The 19,435-nt window shown below is 61.9% G+C and carries 17 protein-coding genes and 1 riboswitch; of the genes, 3 read left to right on the plus strand and 14 right to left on the minus strand.

Going from position 1 to position 19,435, the window contains the following annotated elements:
- The first annotated feature begins 18 nt into the window (after positions 1-18).
- Complete coding sequence (locus FHS89_RS11260) at positions 19-447, plus strand: GlcG/HbpS family heme-binding protein (RefSeq protein ID WP_184011656.1); 429 nt, start codon at positions 19-21, stop codon at positions 445-447.
- A gap of 108 nt (positions 448-555) precedes the next feature.
- Here the strand turns inward: FHS89_RS11260 and FHS89_RS11265 are convergent, their stop codons facing one another.
- From FHS89_RS11265 to FHS89_RS11285, 5 genes are all read right to left on the minus strand, one after another.
- Positions 556-789 (minus strand): HP1242/YdcH family protein, encoded by a 234-nt coding sequence (locus FHS89_RS11265; protein ID WP_184011658.1) that lies wholly within the window; start codon positions 787-789, stop codon positions 556-558.
- A gap of 126 nt (positions 790-915) precedes the next feature.
- Positions 916-1,419 carry a hypothetical protein gene (locus FHS89_RS11270; protein ID WP_184011660.1) on the minus strand — a complete coding sequence of 168 codons (504 nt, stop codon included), beginning with the start codon at positions 1,417-1,419 and terminating at the stop codon, positions 916-918.
- A 9-nt stretch (positions 1,420-1,428) separates the two neighbouring features.
- Positions 1,429-2,379 (minus strand): GNAT family N-acetyltransferase, encoded by a 951-nt coding sequence (locus FHS89_RS16200; RefSeq protein WP_221229402.1) that lies wholly within the window; start codon positions 2,377-2,379, stop codon positions 1,429-1,431.
- Positions 2,380-2,385: 6 nt separating this feature from the next.
- Positions 2,386-3,099 (minus strand): glutathione S-transferase N-terminal domain-containing protein, encoded by a 714-nt coding sequence (locus FHS89_RS11280; RefSeq protein ID WP_184011662.1) that lies wholly within the window; start codon positions 3,097-3,099, stop codon positions 2,386-2,388.
- Between the two features lie 291 nt (positions 3,100-3,390).
- Positions 3,391-4,236 (minus strand): PhzF family phenazine biosynthesis protein, encoded by an 846-nt coding sequence (locus FHS89_RS11285; protein WP_184011664.1) that lies wholly within the window; start codon positions 4,234-4,236, stop codon positions 3,391-3,393.
- A gap of 77 nt (positions 4,237-4,313) precedes the next feature.
- A riboswitch (SAM riboswitch) is annotated at positions 4,314-4,392 on the plus strand.
- Positions 4,393-4,460: 68 nt separating this feature from the next.
- Here FHS89_RS11285 and metZ point away from each other — a divergent pair.
- Entirely contained in the window at positions 4,461-5,639 is a 1,179-nt protein-coding gene (gene metZ, locus FHS89_RS11290; RefSeq protein ID WP_184011665.1) for an O-succinylhomoserine sulfhydrylase, read from the plus strand.
- Between the two features lie 229 nt (positions 5,640-5,868).
- Here the strand turns inward: metZ and FHS89_RS11295 are convergent, their stop codons facing one another.
- The 7 genes from FHS89_RS11295 to FHS89_RS11325 form a co-directional block, all read right to left on the minus strand.
- Positions 5,869-9,000, minus strand: coding sequence for an efflux RND transporter permease subunit (locus tag FHS89_RS11295; RefSeq protein WP_184011666.1), 3,132 nt, complete (start codon positions 8,998-9,000; stop codon positions 5,869-5,871).
- On the minus strand, positions 8,997-10,130 hold the full coding sequence (locus FHS89_RS11300; protein ID WP_184011667.1) for an efflux RND transporter periplasmic adaptor subunit: 1,134 nt from the start codon (positions 10,128-10,130) through the stop codon (positions 8,997-8,999). Before FHS89_RS11300 ends, FHS89_RS11295 begins: the two co-directional genes overlap by 4 nt.
- Before the next feature lie 298 nt (positions 10,131-10,428).
- Complete coding sequence (locus tag FHS89_RS11305; protein WP_184011668.1) at positions 10,429-11,712, minus strand: TRAP transporter large permease subunit; 1,284 nt, start codon at positions 11,710-11,712, stop codon at positions 10,429-10,431.
- A complete protein-coding gene (locus FHS89_RS11310; RefSeq protein ID WP_184011669.1) occupies positions 11,709-12,260 on the minus strand; it encodes a TRAP transporter small permease subunit in 552 nt (183 codons plus the stop codon). The genes FHS89_RS11305 and FHS89_RS11310 overlap by 4 nt, the downstream gene beginning before the upstream one ends.
- 24 nt (positions 12,261-12,284) lie before the next feature.
- Complete coding sequence (locus FHS89_RS11315; protein ID WP_184011671.1) at positions 12,285-13,316, minus strand: TRAP transporter substrate-binding protein; 1,032 nt, start codon at positions 13,314-13,316, stop codon at positions 12,285-12,287.
- A gap of 39 nt (positions 13,317-13,355) precedes the next feature.
- On the minus strand, positions 13,356-14,171 hold the full coding sequence (locus FHS89_RS11320; protein WP_343051444.1) for a putative hydro-lyase: 816 nt from the start codon (positions 14,169-14,171) through the stop codon (positions 13,356-13,358).
- Between the two features lie 79 nt (positions 14,172-14,250).
- Positions 14,251-15,150 (minus strand): LysR family transcriptional regulator, encoded by a 900-nt coding sequence (locus FHS89_RS11325; protein ID WP_184011675.1) that lies wholly within the window; start codon positions 15,148-15,150, stop codon positions 14,251-14,253.
- A 270-nt stretch (positions 15,151-15,420) separates the two neighbouring features.
- Between FHS89_RS11325 and FHS89_RS11330 the strand changes: the two genes are divergently transcribed.
- Positions 15,421-17,502: a S8 family peptidase gene (locus tag FHS89_RS11330; protein ID WP_184011677.1), complete on the plus strand. Its 2,082-nt coding sequence runs from the start codon at positions 15,421-15,423 to the stop codon at positions 17,500-17,502.
- Here FHS89_RS11330 and FHS89_RS11335 read toward each other — a convergent pair.
- Together FHS89_RS11335 and FHS89_RS11340 are read right to left on the minus strand one after the other, a co-directional pair.
- The gene (locus FHS89_RS11335) at positions 17,493-18,707 is read right to left on the minus strand and encodes a UbiH/UbiF family hydroxylase (protein ID WP_184011679.1); all 1,215 of its coding nucleotides are present in this window, start codon (positions 18,705-18,707) and stop codon (positions 17,493-17,495) included. The two genes, FHS89_RS11330 and FHS89_RS11335, sit on opposite strands and share 10 nt — an antisense overlap.
- Before the next feature lie 64 nt (positions 18,708-18,771).
- Entirely contained in the window at positions 18,772-19,422 is a 651-nt protein-coding gene (locus FHS89_RS11340; RefSeq protein WP_184011681.1) for a pyrimidine 5'-nucleotidase, read from the minus strand.
- Positions 19,423-19,435: the final 13 nt, after the last annotated feature.

Here is a 19,435-nt window from a genome sequence, read left to right on the forward strand (position 1 = left end):
AGAAAGAGGATATCCCAGATGGCAAATATTTCACATCGCAAGGCCCGCACGATCATCTCCAAAACCCTCGCCAAGGGGCGGGAAATGGGGCTCAAGCCATTGTCCGTCGTCGTGCTGGACGCAGGCGGGCATGTCATCGCGTTTGAGCGGGAGGATGGCGCGTCCCCGGGCCGGTTTGAGATTGCGCGCGGCAAAGCCTATGGCGCGGTGATGCTCGGTATGCCCGGCTCGGCGCAGATGGCGCGCGCCGAACAGCAGACCTATTTCATGGCGGCTGTGAATGGCGTCTATGGCGGGCAGGTGATCCCTGTGCCGGGCGGCATTCTCGTCATGGACAAGCGCGACAATGTGATCGGCGCGGTCGGTGTGACGGGCGATACGTCCGACAATGACGCCGAAGCAGGCATGGCCGGGATCGAGGCCGCGGGCCTGATCGGGTCCGCCTGAACGAAAAAGCACCGCGCCTGAAGGCCCAAGGGGAGTTGGGCGTCAGGGCGCGGTGCGCATGTATTCGGCCACGACAGGGAGACAGGGCGAATACAATCGGGTGGGGCCTTATACGAGGTAGGCCGAAATCACATCCAGAAGATGCATCCGCTGCTTGCGCATCTGGGTCATGTGGAAATCATCCGTCGGCTCCACATCCGTCTCTGCGCGATGGATCGAGCGGTTGATGTCGTCATAGGCTTCATCAAGTTTGGAAAAATGCGGATCGTTCAGCCGCAGCAAATGAATTTGTTCCGCCGCGTCGGGGAAATGTTCATTCAGGCTGTGGGGCACATGGCTCATAACGGGCGCTCCTTTGCGGCATCAGGTGGTGTGAGGCCAGATTGCGCGAGTCGCGTCCCTGCCGCTTTGATCCGGATCAAAGCGGTTTCTTTTTTGCATCATTGAAGAGAGCAGTGCCGCGCCGCCTTAGCGGGGCAGGGCCTGTTCCACACAATCGGCCCATGTCAGCAGGGCCGGGCGCATCGCGTCAGAGCGGAAGGTCACGACGCTGTTGTCATCCAACCTGCGGATCCGGATCGTTTCCGCGTTGAACAATTGCGCCTGAAACAGGGTTGCTTCTGTCTCCAGCGCGGGGAGGAAGAACATCACCGTATCACCGGTCGCAAAACCAGGGCGCAGGAACCGCACACCCTCGTCAAACTGCACCAAAAGGCGCAGTTCTTTCGGCTCCTCAGTCGCGCGCTCCGGATCACCAAGGATAAAGAAATCGCCCTCCACCCCGGTATTCGCGTTGAGCGACAACCACTTGTCGCCGCCCGTTGTGTTGCGCAAGGAGCAGGTCACCTCCGCCCCTGCTGTTCCCAGCAACGTCGTCGTCCAGGTTGGCCCCTCATGGAGAATGTCGAACGACTGGGCGAACGCGGTCACCGGCAGGCAGGCCAGACTGGCAGCAAGGAAAAGCGGTTTCATATCTGTGCCTTAGGTCAGGTTTTTTGCAAAAGTGATCGAGGTGGGCTGATCATAGCCGTCATGGCGCGTGCGATCCACCTCGTCATAGCCGAGCCGGGCAAAGAGCCGGTGGTTTTCGGTCAGTTCCACCCGCGATTCGAGCGTCGCATGGCCTGCGCCCTGCGCCCGCGCCCATCCTTCGGCGGCCCGAAACAGCCCGCTGCCGATGCCCTTGCCATGCAGGCCGGGGCGCACCGCGACCTTGCCAAGATACACCTCAGGTCCGTCCAGTTTCGCGAAAAGGCACCCAACCGGATAGGCCCCGCGCCATGCCAGAAAGAGGGTCTCCTCCCGCGCCTTTTGCGCCAGCGTGTCGGGCGTCATCCGGGTGAGGGAGCTTGGCGGGTCAATGCGCCCATCCATCCCGGCAAAGGCTGCGTTCAACAGCCGGTGCAGCCCATCCCAATCGTCAAAGCCAGCGCCTGCGATGATCTGCACCTCTTGCGCACTGCCAGCCCATGCCTGTTGCGCGTCCGTCTCCACCGCGCCGGGGCGGACAGCACGGATCGCCGTAAGCGCCGCGTCAGGTGCCATGCCCCGCTCCACCATCAGACGCATCAGCGCCATGCCAGACCGCCCATGCCCGCCATAGCAATGCGCCAGCACCGTCTCCCCCCGGTCAAGCAGGGTATGGGCCGCGCGCGCGGCGCTTGGCCACGCGGCCTGCACACTCGGAGAGGGCGTGCCCCAATCCACGATCGGTAAGCGCAAGAGCGCGATGTCGTGCCGCTCCAACGCGTGATGCAAGCGCGCAGGCCCGCCCGGATGCTCCTCATCCGCGGTCATCGACAGGACGAGCCGCACGCCGGCGTGCATCAGCGCCTCCGCGTCCGCCTCCAGCGTGTCGAACCGCCCCGGCATCGGTGCGATCCCAAGCCGCCCGCCACCCGGCAAATCGACAAAAGCCATCGTCATGGGCATTCTGGATCAGTCCCGCGCTTTTTGCCCGAAAAGGACCTTCTGGGCCTCTTTCTGATCCTGAAGGTTCGCGCGCATATCCTTTGCGAGCGCGCGTCCCTTTTGAACGCCCGGGCGGGCATAGCAGCGGTCAAGCCATGCCTGCATATGCGGGAATGTTTCGATGTCCTGCTCCTGACCTTCCCACAGGCAGGCCCATGGCCAGATCGCCATATCTGCGATGGAGAAGAAATCCCCCGCCACAAATTCCCGGTCCGCGAGTCGTTTGTTTAGCACCCCGTAAAGGCGACCCGTCTCATTGCGGTAGCGGTCCTTGGCGTAGGGCAGGTCATGGGGCGGCTCCATTGCGGGGGCGTATTTCAGGAAATGATGCGCCTGTCCGGCCATGGGGCCAAGCCCGCCCATCTGCCACATCAGCCACTGATCCACCTCGATCCGCTCCCGTTCCGTACTGCCGCAGAACGTGCCGGTTTTGCGCGCAAGATATTGCAGGATCGCCCCGGATTCGAAGATCGAGATTGGCTCCCCGTCCGGCCCGTCGGGATCAATGATCGCGGGCATCCGGTTGTTCGGTGCGATCTTGAGGAAATCGGGCGCGAACTGTTCCCCCGCGCCGATATTCACCAGCTTGAGCGTATAGGGCAGGCCCATCTCCTCCAACGCGATGGAGATTTTCCAACCATTCGGCGTGGGCCAATAATAAAGCTCAATCGGTGCGGGCATGGGGCACTCCTTTGTCTGAATTTGAAGCCGCAAGGCTGGGTCAGATCAGGACGGGGTGCAAGGGGTAATTGGGTTTTTGAGGCGCGTGGTGCCCTTAGCTGACACTTCCCGGAATCAAGCCGCAGGCGCCGGGCATCGCCAGACCGACCCCACGGGCTGTCGATTTGGTTGATCCGGGTGCACCGCATCAGCGGAAGATGACATGGCGACCATAAAGCGCCTTAGACTTTCGGTCACATCGCAATCCCCCGGTCCGGCGATGCCCTCATGACACGCAAGCAAGGGTGCTGTTCAAATCCGCACCGTCCCCTCGATCAGCATCTGTGTCTCCCCGCCGATCAGCACGCGGCCATCGTGGCTGGGATGGGGCAGGATGTGGACGCGGCCTTTGCGGCCTATCTTTTGCCCTTGGGACGCGGTGAGGGGGCCGGTCAGGCGGCCCTCGTTTTGCAGCCACAGCGCAATCGCGGCGTTCAGGGAGCCAGTAATCGGGTCTTCGGCCATGCCGGAGGACGGGGCGAGCATCCGCACCTCATAGGCACAATCAGCCCCATCCGGATAGGCCCCGAACAGGCCAATGGCTTTGAATTCGGGCCAGCGCACGCGCATCGCTTCCGCCCGCAGCACGTCTTCCGCGCTGGCGAGTTCGATCATTTGCCAAACGGGGCCATTATCGAGCTCCGCCGTGTGCCGCACGCGGTCCTCAGGAATGTCGAGCGTGCTGAGGATCGCGGCGCGCATGTCCGGGTCCATCGGGCGTATGGCGGTTGCGGGGGCGACAAACGCGGGCACCGGGCCGGTGAGATCAATCTCCACCACGCCGACACCGCAATCCTGCCGCACGATCCCCGGCTCCTTCGGTTGCCCGCCGAGATGCAGCCATGCCGCACAGCTTCCCAATGTCGGATGCCCGGCGAAGGGCATCTCCCGCGTGGGTGTAAAGATGCGCAAGGTATAGTCCGCCTCATCGCTGCGCGCGGGCAGAAGGAACGTGGTTTCAGCCAGATTGGTCCATGCCGCGAAGGCCTGCATCTCCGCGTCGCTCAGCCCCGTGCCATCCATGACAACGGCAAGCCCGTTGCCGCGCGTCGGCGTGTCGGTAAACACATCACATTGGATAAAGGGGCGGCTGCGCATGGGAGAAATCCTTTCTGAAAGAGGCCGCACGCTAGCAGCGCGGTGCCGTCTTGACCAGCGCGGGACATGGGCCTAAACGACTGGGACGTGGCGATTTGTTGACCGGCTTGCGGGCCACGTAAAATATTCCGCTAAACAGGACGACGGCCCCCCGCGCATGGCGCGGCCCGTGCTCCCGAACGGTTTTGAGCAAGGAGGGCCGGAGGGAACCCGGCTGACAGAGCATGAACGACTGGAACCCCCGCACGAAACTCGTCCATTCCGGCAGTCGCCGCAGCCAATATGGTGAGATGGCCGAGGCGATCTATCTCACCCAAGGTTTCGCTTATCCTGACGCTGCGACAGCCGAGCGGCGCTTTATCGAAAGCGGCGAGGATGAGTTCATCTATGCCCGCTATGGCAACCCGACCGTCGCGGTGTTTGAGGACCGGATCGCCGCGCTAGAGGGATGCGAGGCCGCATTCGCCACCGCATCGGGCATGGCGGCCGTGAATGGCGCGCTTTTCTCCATGCTCAAGGCCGGGGATCATGTGGTCAGTGCCAAGGCCTTGTTCGGCTCCTGCCTTTACATCGTTGAAACGCTGCTGCCCCGGTTCGGTGTCGAGGTCACGTTTGTGGAGGGCACCGATCTTGATCAATGGCGGGACGCGGTGCGCGATGACACGACGCTGGTGTTTTTCGAGAGCCTGTCGAACCCGACGCTGGAAGTGATTGACGTGGCCGCGGTCGCTGAGATCGCCCATGCCAAGGGCGCGCAGGTTGTCGTCGATAACGTCTTTGCCACCCCGATTTTCATGCGCGCCTTTGATCTGGGGGCGGATGTGGTGATTTATTCCGCGACCAAGCATATTGACGGGCAGGGGCGGTGCCTTGGCGGTGTGGTGCTGGGGACGGAGGCGTATATTCGCGGCACGCTTGAGCCATATCTGAAGCATACTGGCGGGGCGATGAGCCCGTTCAACGCGTGGGTGATGCTCAACGGTTTGCAGACCCTTGATCTGCGGTGCCGCGCGCAGGCGGAAAGTGCTTCCCGCCTCGCGGATGCGCTGGCCGGGCATGACGCGGTGACGCGGGTGCTTTATCCCGGGCGCAGCGATCACCCGCAACATGGCGTATCGTCCCGGCAGATGAGCAGCGGTGGGACCATGATCGCGATTGAGGTTGCGGGCGGGCAGGCAGGCGCGTTCCGGTTTCTCGATGCGCTGCACGTGTTCCTGATCTCCAACAATCTGGGAGACGCGAAATCCATCGTGACCCATCCCAGAACGACAACACATCAGCGCCTGACGGAGGAGCAGCGGCTGGCGCTTGGCATCACGCCGGGCACGGTGCGCCTGTCCATCGGGCTAGAAGATGTCGCGGATCTGGAAGCGGATCTTCTGTCAGCACTCGATACGATCTGAGGGAAGAGCGGCGGGGGCAGGGCATTGAGCCCCGCCCCCGCCGCGCCCTGACCCAGTGCGGGTCAGGCATGCCTCCGGCGGGAGGTATTTGCGGAAAAAAGAAATATGCTGTTGCCGCGCGCATCTGGGACGGGGCGGGCATCGCGGCACGCTCCGCCATTCCCGCGCAACCGCCACCCCCAACGGGAGGAAGGAGCGTTAGCGACTGTGCGACGGGCGGGAGCGCGCCTTATTCCGCAGGGATCCCCGCTGATGTGGGAGTTGATACGTTTCGCGTCTTGCGCTTTTCGCCCAGCATCAGCATGGCCGGGGTCACGATCAGGGTCAGGATCGTGGCCACCACAAGACCGCCCGCAATCGCACTCGACAACTCCGTCCACCATTGGGTGGAGGGCGCGCCATAGACGATCTCTCGTGTGAAGAAGTTGATATTGAGACCAATCACCATCGGCATCAGTCCCAGTGCCGTCGTCACCGAGGTCAGGATCACCGGGCGCAGACGTTGCGCGCCCGTGCGCAGGGCCGCTTCCAAGGGGGACTGGCCCGCCTTCTTCAGATCATTGTAGGTGTCGATCAGAACGATATTGTTGTTCACCACGATCCCAGCCAGCGCAATCACCCCGATGCCACCCATCACGATGCCAAAGGGGCGCCCGGTCACGAGGAGGCCCATCAGCACGCCCGCGACTGAGAACACGATGGCGCTCATCACCACGAAAGCCTGATAAAAGCTGTTGAACTGGGTCACGAGGATCACGAACATCAACAGGATCGCTGCCCCAAACGCCGCGGCGAGGAACTTCATCGCATCGGTCTGATCCTCCGCCTCACCGCCGAACTGATAGCTGACGCCGGGGGGAAGATCGAGATTGGCCAAGGCTTCGGTCAACAGAACGATCTGATCGTTCACCAGCCGGTCCCGGTCCACATTCGCCTCAATGGTGACCACGCGCTCCTGATCAATCCGGCGGATCGTGCCACTGCGCGGTGCGGGTGAGAAGGTCACGAAGTTACCGATCGGGACCAGCCCCGCCGAGGTCGGCACGCGCAGCGCCTGCAACTCCTCAAGATTTCTGTCGCCCGCGGGGAAGCGCACGCGGATATCGACTGCGCCATTCGCATCCGACGGGCGATAATCGGCCACCGTGATGCCATTGGTCAAAAGCTGCACCGCCTGACCTAAAAGCGTGATATCCGCGCCAAACCGCGCGGCCTCCGACCGGTCCACCTGGATCAGCCATTCCACGCCGGGCAGGGGCATCGTGTCCGTGACATCGACAAAACCGCCGATCCGGTCCATCTCCGCCCGGATCGCGTGGACGGTGTCCATCTGATCACCCGGATCAGTGGCAAGAACCTTGAGGTTGATGGGCTTGCCGCCCGCAGGGCCACCGGATTCGATCTGGACCTGCACATTGATGCCGGGGATGTCGCTCATCATGGTGCGGATCTCATCCGCGATCACTTCTGCCTTGCGGCGCGTGTCCCAATCGGTGAATTCAAGCTGGAGCGTGCCGATCATCTCTTCATTGTCGGCAGAACTGCCGATGGTACGGGCATAGACGCTCACGATCTCGTCTTGATCAAGGAGGCGATTTTCCACCCGGCGCACCAGCGCATCCCGCTCATAGATCGAGAAGTTTTCGCGCGAGCGGACCTCGACATTGGCGAAATCCGGTTCAATCGAGGGAAAGAACGAAATCCCGTTGCCCAAGGCGCCATAGGCACCAAAAGCCCCGATCAGCATCAGAATGGCGAAAGCCAGCGTCGTCAGCGGGCGCAGGATCGCCCATTGCAGGAACCGCACATAAGCCCCGGCAAACCCGGTCATGTCGCGCGGATCGCCAAATTCGGCGGCATGAAGCTGCGCCTTTTGCTTTTTCGATTGCGGCTGCACCTTGCCGATCACGCCGCCCAGAACGGGGATAAAGATGAGCGCCATAAACACGGAGGCCGACAGCGTCAGGATCACCGTGATCGGCAGGAATTTCATGAACTCGCCAATCACGCCTTCCCAGAACAGAAGCGGGAAAAACACGCAGAGCGTCGTGGCGGTGGACGCAAGGATGGGCCAGGCCATCCGCTTGGCGGCATGGGCGTAGGCTTCTTTCGGACTGTCCCCTTCGGAGAGGCGGCGATCCGCCAATTCCACCGTCACAATCGCGCCGTCCACAAGCATCCCGACCACAAGGATCAGGCTGAACAGGACCACGATATTGAGCGTGAACCCCATCAGATTGAGCGCCATCACCCCCGCCAGAAACGCGCCCGGAATGGCCAGCCCCACCAGAATGGAGGACCGCAGGCCAAGGGCATAGACGATCACGATCATCACAAGGAACACGGCGGCGATCACGTTCGCCTCCAGATCGCTCAACAGGGTGCGGACCTGTTCGCTTTCATCCAATGTGTAATTGACGCGCACCGTATCGGGCCATTCATTGCGCGCGTCGTCGATGATCGCCTGCACTTCGGCCACGGTTTCGATGATGTTGGCCCCGACCCGCTTTTTCACCTCAAGCGCCAGCGCGGGCTGGCCGTTGATCCGGGCAAAGCCAGTGGGATCGGCAAAAGTCCGGCGGATCGTGGCCACATCGGCAAAGGTCACGACCGTCTCGCCGCGCACCTTCACCGGAAGCTCCATCAGATCGTCGATATCCGCGATCAGGCCCGGCACTTTCAGCACCAGCCGCCCCGCGTCGCTCTCAATCGCGCCCGCCGCGATCAGGCGGTTGTTGCGGGTGATCTGGCCGATCAATTCCTCAAAGGAGAGGTTGTAGGTTTCAAACACGGTCGGGTCGATCAGCACTTCCAGCACTTCGGTGCGGGAGCCGCCGATATCGACCTCCAGCACCCCGGCAAGCGCCTCGATCCGGTCTTTCAGATCATCGGCCAGGGTGTTGAGGGTGCGTTCCGGCACCGGGCCGGACAGAATCGCGGTCAGGATCGGAAAGAGGGCGGTGTTGATCTCTGACACGCGCGGATCATCGGCATCCGCGGGCAATTCCAGCGCCGCGCGGTCCACCGCCTCGCGCACCTTTTCCAGCGCCTCGTCACTGTCAAAGCCCGGCTCGAATTCCAGATTGACGTTGGCGTAGCCTTCAGCGGCGGCAGCATTCATAGTTTTAAGCCCAGAGAGGGCAGAAAGCTCCGTCTCCAACGGCTCCAGCAACAGGCGCTCCGCGTCCTCCGGCGCGATCCCTTCGAGCGAGGTGGAGATATACGCGGCGGGGATCGGAATCTCAGGGGAGCTTTCCTTGGGGATAGAGATATAGGACAGCGCCCCGACGATCAGGATGCCCACCAGCGTCAGGACAACAACACGCGTTCGCGAAAAGGCAGCGTCGATGATCGTATTCATTGGGTCACCTCCACGAGGCTCGTATCCGTCACCGGGGTAACGGGCTGGTTATTGCTCACAAAGCCTTGGCCCACCGTGATAATCTGCGCCTGCTCGGGCAATCCGCCGACCCAGATGCCATCGGTCTGCGCGCGTAGGATGGTGATCGGCGTGAACCGCGCGCGGCTGTTCTCATCCACGATCATCACGCCAAGCGCACCATCGGGGCCAAGCGACAGCGTGGCGGGGGAGATGAAATGCGCCACTGCCGAACCTGTCGCGACCCGCACCTGCGCACTGATGCCCGAGGGCAGCGCAAGATCGCTGTTGGGGACGATCACTTCGGCGCGGAAGGTCCGCGTCGCGCTGTCGGCATTGATCCCGACAAAGTTGATCTCCCCAATCCGCTGCTCCCCCGTGATGAACTCGACCTGCGCCGGTTGGCCTTCCCGGATGCCGGATAGGGCTTGTTGCGGGATTTGGATCACGACGGTAAGCGGATCACTGTCGAGCACTTCGGCAACACTGCCGCCTGCCTGCACGAATTCGCCCTCATCAATATCAAGCGCACTCAGCCGCCCGGCAAAGGGCGCGCGGATGACGGTGTTGTCGAGCGCCTCGGTCGCGCGCGTCAGTTGCGCCTGTGCCGCAGCGAGCGCGGCGCGCGCTGTCGTGACACGATCGGCAGTTGCGTTACCGCGTTCGCGCAGCGCCTCGGCGTTGTCAAATTCACGCTGCGCCCGTGCGAGGTCTTCCTCCGCAACCGTAAGTTGCGCGCGCTGGTCGGTATCCTGAATGCGCGCGATCACGTCACCCTGTTGGACATATTGCCCCTTGCGGGCGACCAACTCGGCCACGGGGCCGGAGCTTTCGGCCCTGATCTCGGTGATCCGGTCCGGCTGCGCCTGCCCCTCGGCGGAGAAAATCTGCTGGATTTCTTCCGCCGTCGAATTTGTCGTGGCGACCGTCACGGCACTGCGGACGGAGGGCAGGGCGGCTTCGCTGTCATCCTCCGGCGTGGGCAGGATGATGCCGCTCGCCATCCATCCCACCATGGCCAATCCAAGGATCACGGCGACCCATTTGGAACGCGATGCGCCGCGATCCGTGTTGAAGGTCAGGGTCTGTTTGCTGGGGTCGGGCGAAGCCATCGTGGAATCCTTGTATCAAAGAAAGCGCACCAGATGATCGGGGCGACCCAATGCAAAACGCTTAATCTGTTTTCCGTCATACTGATTCTTAGGCGAAACGTCTAATGAAACAGCAATTTAGTCGCTTTTCGGACCGACAGAGCATCTGCCCGGAACCGACCGACGGCACAAGTTGCATTTGCGTATGGGTGCCATGCATCCGGCGATGGGCAGTGGGGTGCAAAAAAGATAGGGCCCGCCCCCTGTCGGAGCGGGCCCTCTAACCCGTCTGCTTCGCTTCGCTTCAAAGAGGAACGGGTTAACTCATGACCTCCGGCAAAAAGAGCGCGATAGAGGGGAAGGCGATCAGCGCCACGACCATCAGCAGCATCACGATGACGAACGGGATCGCGCCCAGCATGACCTCTCCCATATGCCCTGATTTTCGCGCCCCTTGCACAACATAAAGGTTGAGGCCCACAGGCGGCGTGATCAGCGCCATTTCAATGAGCACGATCATCAGGATGCCGAACCAGATCGGATCAAATCCTTGGGCGACCACCAGCGGCACGATGATCGGGATGGTGACGACCATCAGGCTCAGCGTTTCGATGAAAAAGCCCAGCACGATGTAGATGCACACCACCACAAGGATGGTCATCATCGGTGTCAGCCCCATGCCTTCGAGCAGGTCGCGCAATTCGCGGCCCAGCCCGGCAGAGGCGAGCGTGAGGTTCAGGAAGGACGCGCCGATCACAACGAGCATGATCATCGACGTGATCTTGATCGTGCCGATGACACTTTGCGCGACCATATCCCATGTGACGCCATGAAAAACGGCGGCAATGGCAAACGCGCCCGCCACACCCACAGCGGCGGCTTCGGTCGGGGTGGCAAGGCCAGTGTAGATCGTGCCGATGATGATCCCGAACAGCACCACGATAGGCAACAGATGGGTCAAGGCGCGCAGCATCTCGATGAAGGGAAACACCCGCCGCTCCCCGCCCAATTCGGGGCGGATCATGCAGATGATCGCCGTGATCACCAGAAACCCGAGGGCAAGTGCGATGCCGGGGATCAGCCCGGCAAGGAACAATTGCGGGATCGAGGTTTGCGTCAGGAAGCCATAGACGATCAGGTTAATCGACGGCGGGATCATGATGCCCAGCGTGCCGCCCGCTGCAATCGCCCCGGAAAACAGCTTCGGATCATAACCGAGCCGTTCTGCCTGTGGCATGGCGACCGTGGCCACTGTCGCGGCGGTTGCGACGGAGGAGCCGGAGGTCGCGGAAAACATCGTCGCGGTCGCGACATTCGCGTGCACCAGCCCACCGGGCAGCCAGCTCACCCACCGGTCAAGTGCGGCATAGGTCCGCTCCGCGATGCCGGAGCGCACGAGGATCTCGCCCAACAGCACAAAGAAGGGGATCGCGATCAGCGTGGCGGAATTCGAGGCCGACCAGACCATTGAGCCGAGCGCGCGGATCAAGGGGAAAGGGCTGAACCATTGGTCCACACCAAAGCCAAGCAAAAACAACACGATGCCGACAGGAATGGAGAGGCTTAAAAGGCCCAGAAGTCCGATGGAGATATACCCGATCACAGCGCGGCCTCCTGCTCGCCAAAGGTGCCAATCGCCCCTTCGGCCGCCCCGAATTTGCCTTGAGCGGCAAGGATGATCGCGCAGACCAGCGCGGCCCATGCCATCAGCGCAAACCAGACCCAGCCTGCGAACCATGGCACCTGCACCATCCAAAGCGGCGTTTCCAGCACTGTGTTGGCGCGCGAGCCGTTGCGCAGCGAACCCTCGACCACCGGCCAACACTGGAACGCGATGATCGACACGGTTCCAGCAAGGATCAGCAGCGAGCCGAGGTCGAACAGAACCCGCCCCGCCACTTTTTTCACCCGTGTGCGCAACAGGTCGATGCGCACATGGCCCAATTCCAGCATGGTAAACGCCATGCCCCAAGAGGTCGCGATGGCCATCACATAGCCGCTGATCTCATCCGTCCCGCCAAAGGACGACCCGATCTGCCGCAGGATGATGTCTATCAGCACAACGCCTGCGCAGATCAGAAGCACGGCGCCAATCACGAGGGCAACGCCCCGGTTGATCCTGTGCAGAGTTGCGAGAATGCTCTCGGCCATCGCTGTTGGTCCTCTTGTTTGGGGTTAGTTGATCGTGACGCCGACGACTTCGCCGACCGATGCGTTCCAGCGGGCGATCCAATCCTCCCCGGCGCGGTCTTTCCACTCCGGCAGCACTTGGGTCACGAGCGCATCGCGGGCGATGGCGAAATCTTCGTCCGTTGCCTCGACCAGCACCATGTTGCGCGCATCGCCGGAGGTGCATTCGCCCGTCCCGGTGAGACATGCCACATCATTGGCGAGCGCGTTTTGCGCGCTGGCCCATGCGGGAGCTTCGAAATTCGCGGCGATCTCCGCCTCGATCAGGGCTTTATGCTCAGCGCTCAGGCTGTTCCACTTGTCCATGTTGATTGCGGTCACAACCGGATCCCAGCCGCCGATGGGCAGGGTCAGAAGGTGCGTGGACACTTCCCACCAGCCTGCGGAATAGCCGGAGCCAGCGCCGGTGACGGCACAATCCACGACACCCTTTTGCAGCGCGCCCGGCACTTCGGAGAAGGACACGTTCACGCCCTCCGCGCCAAGCGCTTCAAGGAATTTCGCGGTCATCCGGCCAGAGGCCCGCACTTTGAGACCCGCAAGGTCGGACAGGCCCGCAATCTCAGCGTTACAGAACACGATCTGCGGCGGATAGGGCGCGATGGCCAGAACATGGGAGTTGAAGCGGTTGGCGAAAATGTCGCTGACCATTGGCTTTGCGGCGTCTGCCATTGCCCGCGCCTCATCGGCGGAGAGGGCCAGCAGCGGCACGTCCAGTCCTTCAAGCTCGGGCGCATCGGCCACGGCATAATCGCCAACGGTCATTGCGACATCATAAACTCCGTCGCCCAAAAGCCGGTAAATATCGCCAAGGCCAAGGCCCATCTGGTTATGGGTGGTCAGCGCCACCTCGATATCGCCACCGGATGCGGCGGGAAGGGTCTCCTCCCAAAACGGTGCTTCATATTGCTTGTGCAGCGGCAGGCCGGACCAGCTTCCGACAACGGACAGGCTTTCGGCCATGACCGGGCTTGCGAGGGCGGTTGTGGCCGCGAGCGCTGGGATCAATCGTTTCATCATGTGTCAGTTCTCCTTGTTGGTAGGGTGTTCTGTTGTTCAGCTTGGTTGCAAGACCGGGTTTTCGGCGGCCTCGGGAATATCGGTCACGAGCATGTGGCCGGGTTTGTGCGTAATCACGAGCGGCAGGGCCGCGCGCTCAATGGCAACCTGCGGGGTCACGCCACAGGCCCAAAAGACGGGAATGTGGCCTTCAGGGCAGGGGGCGGGGTCGCCCCAGTCGGGGCGGTTTGCGTCCCGAATGCCAATCTCCGCCGGATCGCCCCAATGGACGGGCGCGCCATGGGCGAGCGGAAATTTGCGGGAGGTCTCGATCACCAGATCAAGGTGCGCGGCGGGGATGTTGCGCATGCTCACGACCATCTTGCCGCCAAATGGCCCCGCCGGGATCGTCTCAATCGCGGAGCGGAACATCGGCACGGTCGTGTTATGCTCAATATGCCAAAGCTTTACGCCCACTTGCGCCAGCGCATGCTCAAAGGTGAACGAACAGCCAATGGCAAAGGCGACCATATCCTGAGCCCAAAGATCGACGATATCCGTGACCGATTCTGAATAGGCCCCATCGCGGTAGATGTTATAGGCGGGCACATCGGTGCGAATGTCGATCCGCGCGCCCATGGTGCGCATGAACGGATCGCCCGTTTCCGATACACCAGCGAGCGGGCAGGGTTTTGGATTGCGCTGGCAGAACCGCATGAAATCCAGCGCGACAGAAGCCGGCAGGATCGCGAGATTGGCTTGCAACACACCATCGCCCAATCCGGCCGTGTGGCCCGTATAACGCCCTGCCCGGATCAGGCGGCGCAATTCCTCCGGCGAGAGGTGTTTGAGAGTTTCATAGTCCAGCGGCACGGGTCGCTCCTGCATCGTGTTGGTGCAGGATCGAAACAAATCGCGATCACATCAAATCGAAAGATTTTCTGGCTACGTATCAAATATTTTTATATCCTAGATACTCCTCAGCCACTTCCGCCGCACATTTTGCTGCAATTTCAACGATCTGGCTTTTCGGGTCTGCCAGATAGCTGGCGGAGAAGCGTAAAGGCTCCGGCACCCAGCCGGGATCAAATGGCTTCACGGTGCCAAGTGCGGTGAGTGATTCCCCCAGCACAACCGGCAGGGCCGCCACACCCAATCCCGCCTCCACCAACCGGATACAGGCCGAGAGGGAGGAGGACGGAAACAGCCGCACATCCGGCCCGACACGCTCAAACAGCGCGCTTTGCACCTCCCGAAAGGGTCGCGTGTTGCGGGCATAGGTGATGACGGGGCGGTTGAAATAGCCGTCCACATGATCCGGCTCGGGCATGGTGGCCGCCGCGTACCACGCCAGCTCAAATCCCGGTAATTCGACATTATCGACCGAATAATCGGAGATCGGCCCCAACAGCAGCGCCAGATCGACCTCCCGATCAAAAAGAGCCGCGCGCAACACGATGGAGATGTCGACATTCACCTCAATCTCGATCTTCGGGAACCGCTGGTGCAGGCGGGTGATGAAATCGGGCAGCCAAATCTGGGCGATCGTCTCGGACGCGCCAACGCGCAGATGCCCCTCGATCCCGTCAGGATCAATCACGTTGCGCTCGACCAACGCGCTGAGTTGCTCAAACTGTTCGGCATAACGCAGCAGCAATTCGCCGCGCTTGGTCAGCTTCAGCCCGGTGGTGGTGCGGTCGAACACCTCCGCGCCGAGGGTGGTTTCCAGCGCTTTGATCCGCGCGGTGATCGCGGGTTGCGTAACGTTGAGGCCATCGGCGGCTTTGCGCACGCCGCCCATCCGCACGACCCAAAGAAAGCTGCGCAATTGTTCAAGGTTGAGGCGGGTCATGGCGGCTGGTCCTGCGTGAAGCGTGGAGAGTGGCCATAGCATGATTTTGCGGCTCAGGGGACTCCTGACACTGGCCGTTCGCGAACCAATTAGCCCGGTTTGAGCGGGATTATTCCGACTTTGGAATTTAACGGTTTTTTCACGCTTTCGCGGAGCGGAAAGGCGCAAATTCGTGGTTGCGCGGTTGTATCATCTGTTCGGGTTTGCAACCTTCATATGCTGTATTTTCGTAGGATGATTTGATCTCGATACCTTCATACTGGGATATTTATGCGCGGGTCTTTTTCTCATTTCATCCTGAGTGTTAGCCTTCTTGGGCTTGCTGCCTGTGGCGGAGGCGGTGGTGGCAGCACGGCTGAAAGCGGTGCCGCTGCAACCGGACCGGTCGTCGCATCCGATATGGAGGCGCGAGCGAATTACGCCCTGCGCTCCGTCAAGGCGCTGGAGGCAAATGCGCGGGGCTACACGGGACGCAATGTCAAGATCGGGATTGTCGATAGCGGTATCCAAGGCACTCATCAGGATTTTGCGGGGCGGATCGCCGGGACGTACATTCTGCGCGGTGGGCTGACTGCTGCGGACCGGGATCAGGTCAATCACGGAACAGGTGTTGCAAGCGTCGCGGCAGGGGCGCGCAATGGTTTTGGCACGCAGGGCGTTGCCTATGACGCGACCCTCTACAGTTATAAACTCTCAGATAGCAGCAGTATTGGCTACACCGACTCGGATCTGGCGGCGCTGATCAATCGGCAGGTCGCAGATGGGGTCGAGATTTCGAACAACAGTTGGGGCGGCTCGCCACTGGTTGGGAGTTTTGGAGCGTCAACCTACATGAATGGCCGCCCGCAAATCCGCGATGCCTATCGGAATGCGGTGAACAATGGGGTCATTTTTGTGTTTGCCGCGGGCAATTCGGGGCGCTCTCAGGTCGAGATGCATGGGGGAGCTGCGCATTACGATGCCATTTTGGCTCCGCAATGGCTGACGGTCGTGGATGTCGACTCCAATTTGCGTGAGACGAGCTATACCAATCGGTGTGGTTTGGCGCAGAGTTTTTGCGTCACAGCGCCCGGCGGAAATGTGGTGCTTGCCAGCAATTCGGGTGGGACGCGTCTTAATTCCGGCACCTCTTTTGCAGCGCCAGTTGTAACCGGCGCGTTGGCGCTCCTCAAACAGGCCTTTCCGACCCTCACCTCCGCGCAGGTCGTGACCCGGTTGAAGGAAACGGCGACCCTGAACGGGCTGACGACCGTTTCAGGGTGCACAATAAACACCTGCACAGAGGCAACGATGCGCAATGTGTTCGGGCGTGGCCTGATTGATGTGAACGCCGCGACCCAGCCTATCGCCGGGCTTGGTATGGCGCAGGGAGCGCATCTTGATGGCGGGCTGACCCCGGTTGAGAAGGCCCGGATCGCGCTTCCCGCAGGGGTGAGCGCGCAGGTGCTCGCCGCGCTCGGTGCCACTCAGGTCGCGGTGTTCGATCAATTCGACGGTGCAATGTTCCAAGTGTCCGCTGATAAGCTGATGGAACCCATCGCCACGACCACCCGGCAGATTGGCTATTCCGCCGATACAGCGGCCGCGCCCGCAGCGGATGTCACCTTCGCCAATGGTCTGAGTTTCGCGACCATGACGCAGGCGGATGCACATGCCTTTGGGCAGCAGGCCTTTTGGGGCGGAAAGCTCGGGCTTGTGGCGCAGCCTGCATCGGCGCGCGCCTCTGGCGTTGAGGCGCGCTATGCTGCGTCGGGCTGGCTGTCGCTTGGCGGGTATGCGGCGTTCTCCGAAGATGTGGAGGCGGCATCGCTTGGCTTTGATGGCGTTGCGACACTGTCTGAGCGGACCCGCCTGCGCCTTGGGTTTTCCATGGCTGAGGGAGAGGCTATCGGTGCCACGCAAGAGGGCCAATCCAACTTCACCTTTGGCCTGCGCCACACGCTGAGCGACCGGGTCGAATTGTTCGGGCAGGCGGCCCTTACCCGGATCGACGATACCGCGTCTGGCATCAACACATGGGGCCAAACGGGGGCCGTGATGCAGGATGCGACGCTGGGGCTTGAGCTTTTGTCGGATCATCATGCGCTGTCGGTGGGTGTCTACCAGCCACAGGCACAGGTGGGCGGCACAGCGGAGATCACGCTTGCCTCTGGCCGGGATCTGGCGGGCAACATCCAATACACGACCCACCGGTTTGATGCCGCCGATGCGACAGCGCCGGGTCTGTTCCTTGCGCTGCGGGGCGATGTGCCGGGCCTGTCGGCAGGGGATTTCACCCTCTCGGTCCAGCAGACGCCCGGCAATGTGCAGCGCACGGATCAGGCGGCGTTCAAGATCGGGTTTCAGTTCTGACCGGCACCCAGCCCCATGCGCATCGCGACCTGACGCACTGGCCCCAAACCGTGCAACGCGGTCAATCCGCGAAGGCGTAGATCACGCAGCGGCTGCGCCTCTGCCATCGCGGCGCGGTTGAGCATGTCGATCCCCTTGAGCCGCGCGGCGATATCGACCTCCCGCGCGCGCGCATAGGCGGCAAGCACGGGCGCACCGGCCCAATCCTGCCCGGTCTCACGGGCGGTTGTGACCCCGGACAACAGCGTCGTGATGTCCCGCAGGCTCATATTCAGCCCCTGCGCGCCGATGGGTGGCATCACATGGGCTGCCTCCGCGATCAGGGCGGTGCGCGGGCCGGTCAGCCGCTCTGCCTTTTGCGTAATAATCGGCCAGATGCGCCGGGGGGAGGCGAGCGTCAAATCCCCCAAAACCCCACAGGCCCGAATGTTGAGCGCCTCGGTAAAGGCAGCCTCGTCCATCGCCATGAGCGCCGTGGCTTTTGGCCCGGTTTCCATCCACACGATCGCGGAATGATGCTGCCCCTCCGCATCGGGCAAAGGCACCAGCGTAAACGGCCCGCCGGTGCGGTGGATCTCTGTCGAGATATCGTCATGGGGCACCGGATGGGACACGGCAAACACGATGGCCTTTTGCCCATACCGGGTCGTTTTCGCGCCGATCCCCAAGGCTTCCCGCACGAAGGAATTGCGCCCATCCGCCCCGATCACCATTTGCGCACGCAACGCCGTGCCGTCCGACAGGGTGGCGAGCGCTTCTGTCTGGCGGGTCAAAAGCTGTGACAGCGCGGTGCCCATGCGCAGATCGGCATTTGGCATCGCCTCCAGATGGGCGACCATTTCGCGGCGCAAAAGCCAGTTTGGCAGGTTATAGCCAAACGCCTCCTCGCCAAGGTCATCGGCCACGAAATCGCGCACTTCGCGAATCTCCGGCTCAGGCCCGCCTGCATCCGCGAGCCGCATGATCCGCAAGGGTGCCGCATAGGGCGCAAGGCGGGGCCAAAGCCCGATTTCCTTCATCAGGCGCACGGAGGGCTGCAAAAACGCGGTGGAGCGCAGATCCGACCCGTCGGCTGCGGCCTCGGTCACCGGCGGGACCGGATCGACGCAAATCGTGCGAAACCCATGCGATGCAAAGGCGATGGTGGCCACCAGCCCGGCCACGCCGCCGCCGGAGACTAGGATATCAGTCTGTTCTCTTTTCATAGGGCAAAAGATAGGCCGCCGCGCGGGGCGGGGAAAGCCCACGGCCCGCGACGAAACGCCCGGCTCATGTCAGGGCTTCCAGAAACGCGGCAAGGTGTTCGGTCTGATCCGGGGCGTACGGCGCGTCCTCTGCGGGGCCGACGAGCACGGTTTTCATGCCCCACTCATAGGGGACTTTGAGGTTGCGCGCGTCATCTTCGAACATCGCCGCGCCAATGGGTGCAATCGCGGCCTTGGCAAAGACTTTGGCGAACGCGTCCGCCTGCGGCTTTGGGATGTAATCGGCATCCTCAATCCCGAAGATCGCATCAAACACCCCGTTGAGCCCGCGTGCTGCCGTCACCCGCTCTCCATGTTTGCGCGACCCGTTGGTGTAGACGATCTTGCGCCCCGGCAGCGCGGATATGGCAGCGCCCAGCCGCTCGTCCTCCGTTAGATGGGTGAGGTCGATATCATGCACCTCCTCCAGAAATGGATCGGGGTGGATGCCGTGGTTTTGCATCAGGCCGTTCAGGGTCGTGCCATGCTCCATCCAATAGCGTTTGCGCAGGTGGCTTGCGTCCGATTCCGACAGGTTCAGTTCGCGCATCACATAGCGATGCATCAGATGCTCGATCTGGTCAAACAGCCGCGCTTGCGGAGGATAGAGCGTGTTGTCGAGGTCAAACACCCACGCCGTGACGCCAGAGAAGTCTTGGGAAATTGTGATTGTCATGGCGCGATGGTAG

Origin of the sequence: Rubricella aquisinus (genome assembly GCF_014199445.1) — a bacterium.
GTDB classification, from domain to species: Bacteria; Pseudomonadota; Alphaproteobacteria; order Rhodobacterales; family Rhodobacteraceae; genus Rubricella; species Rubricella aquisinus.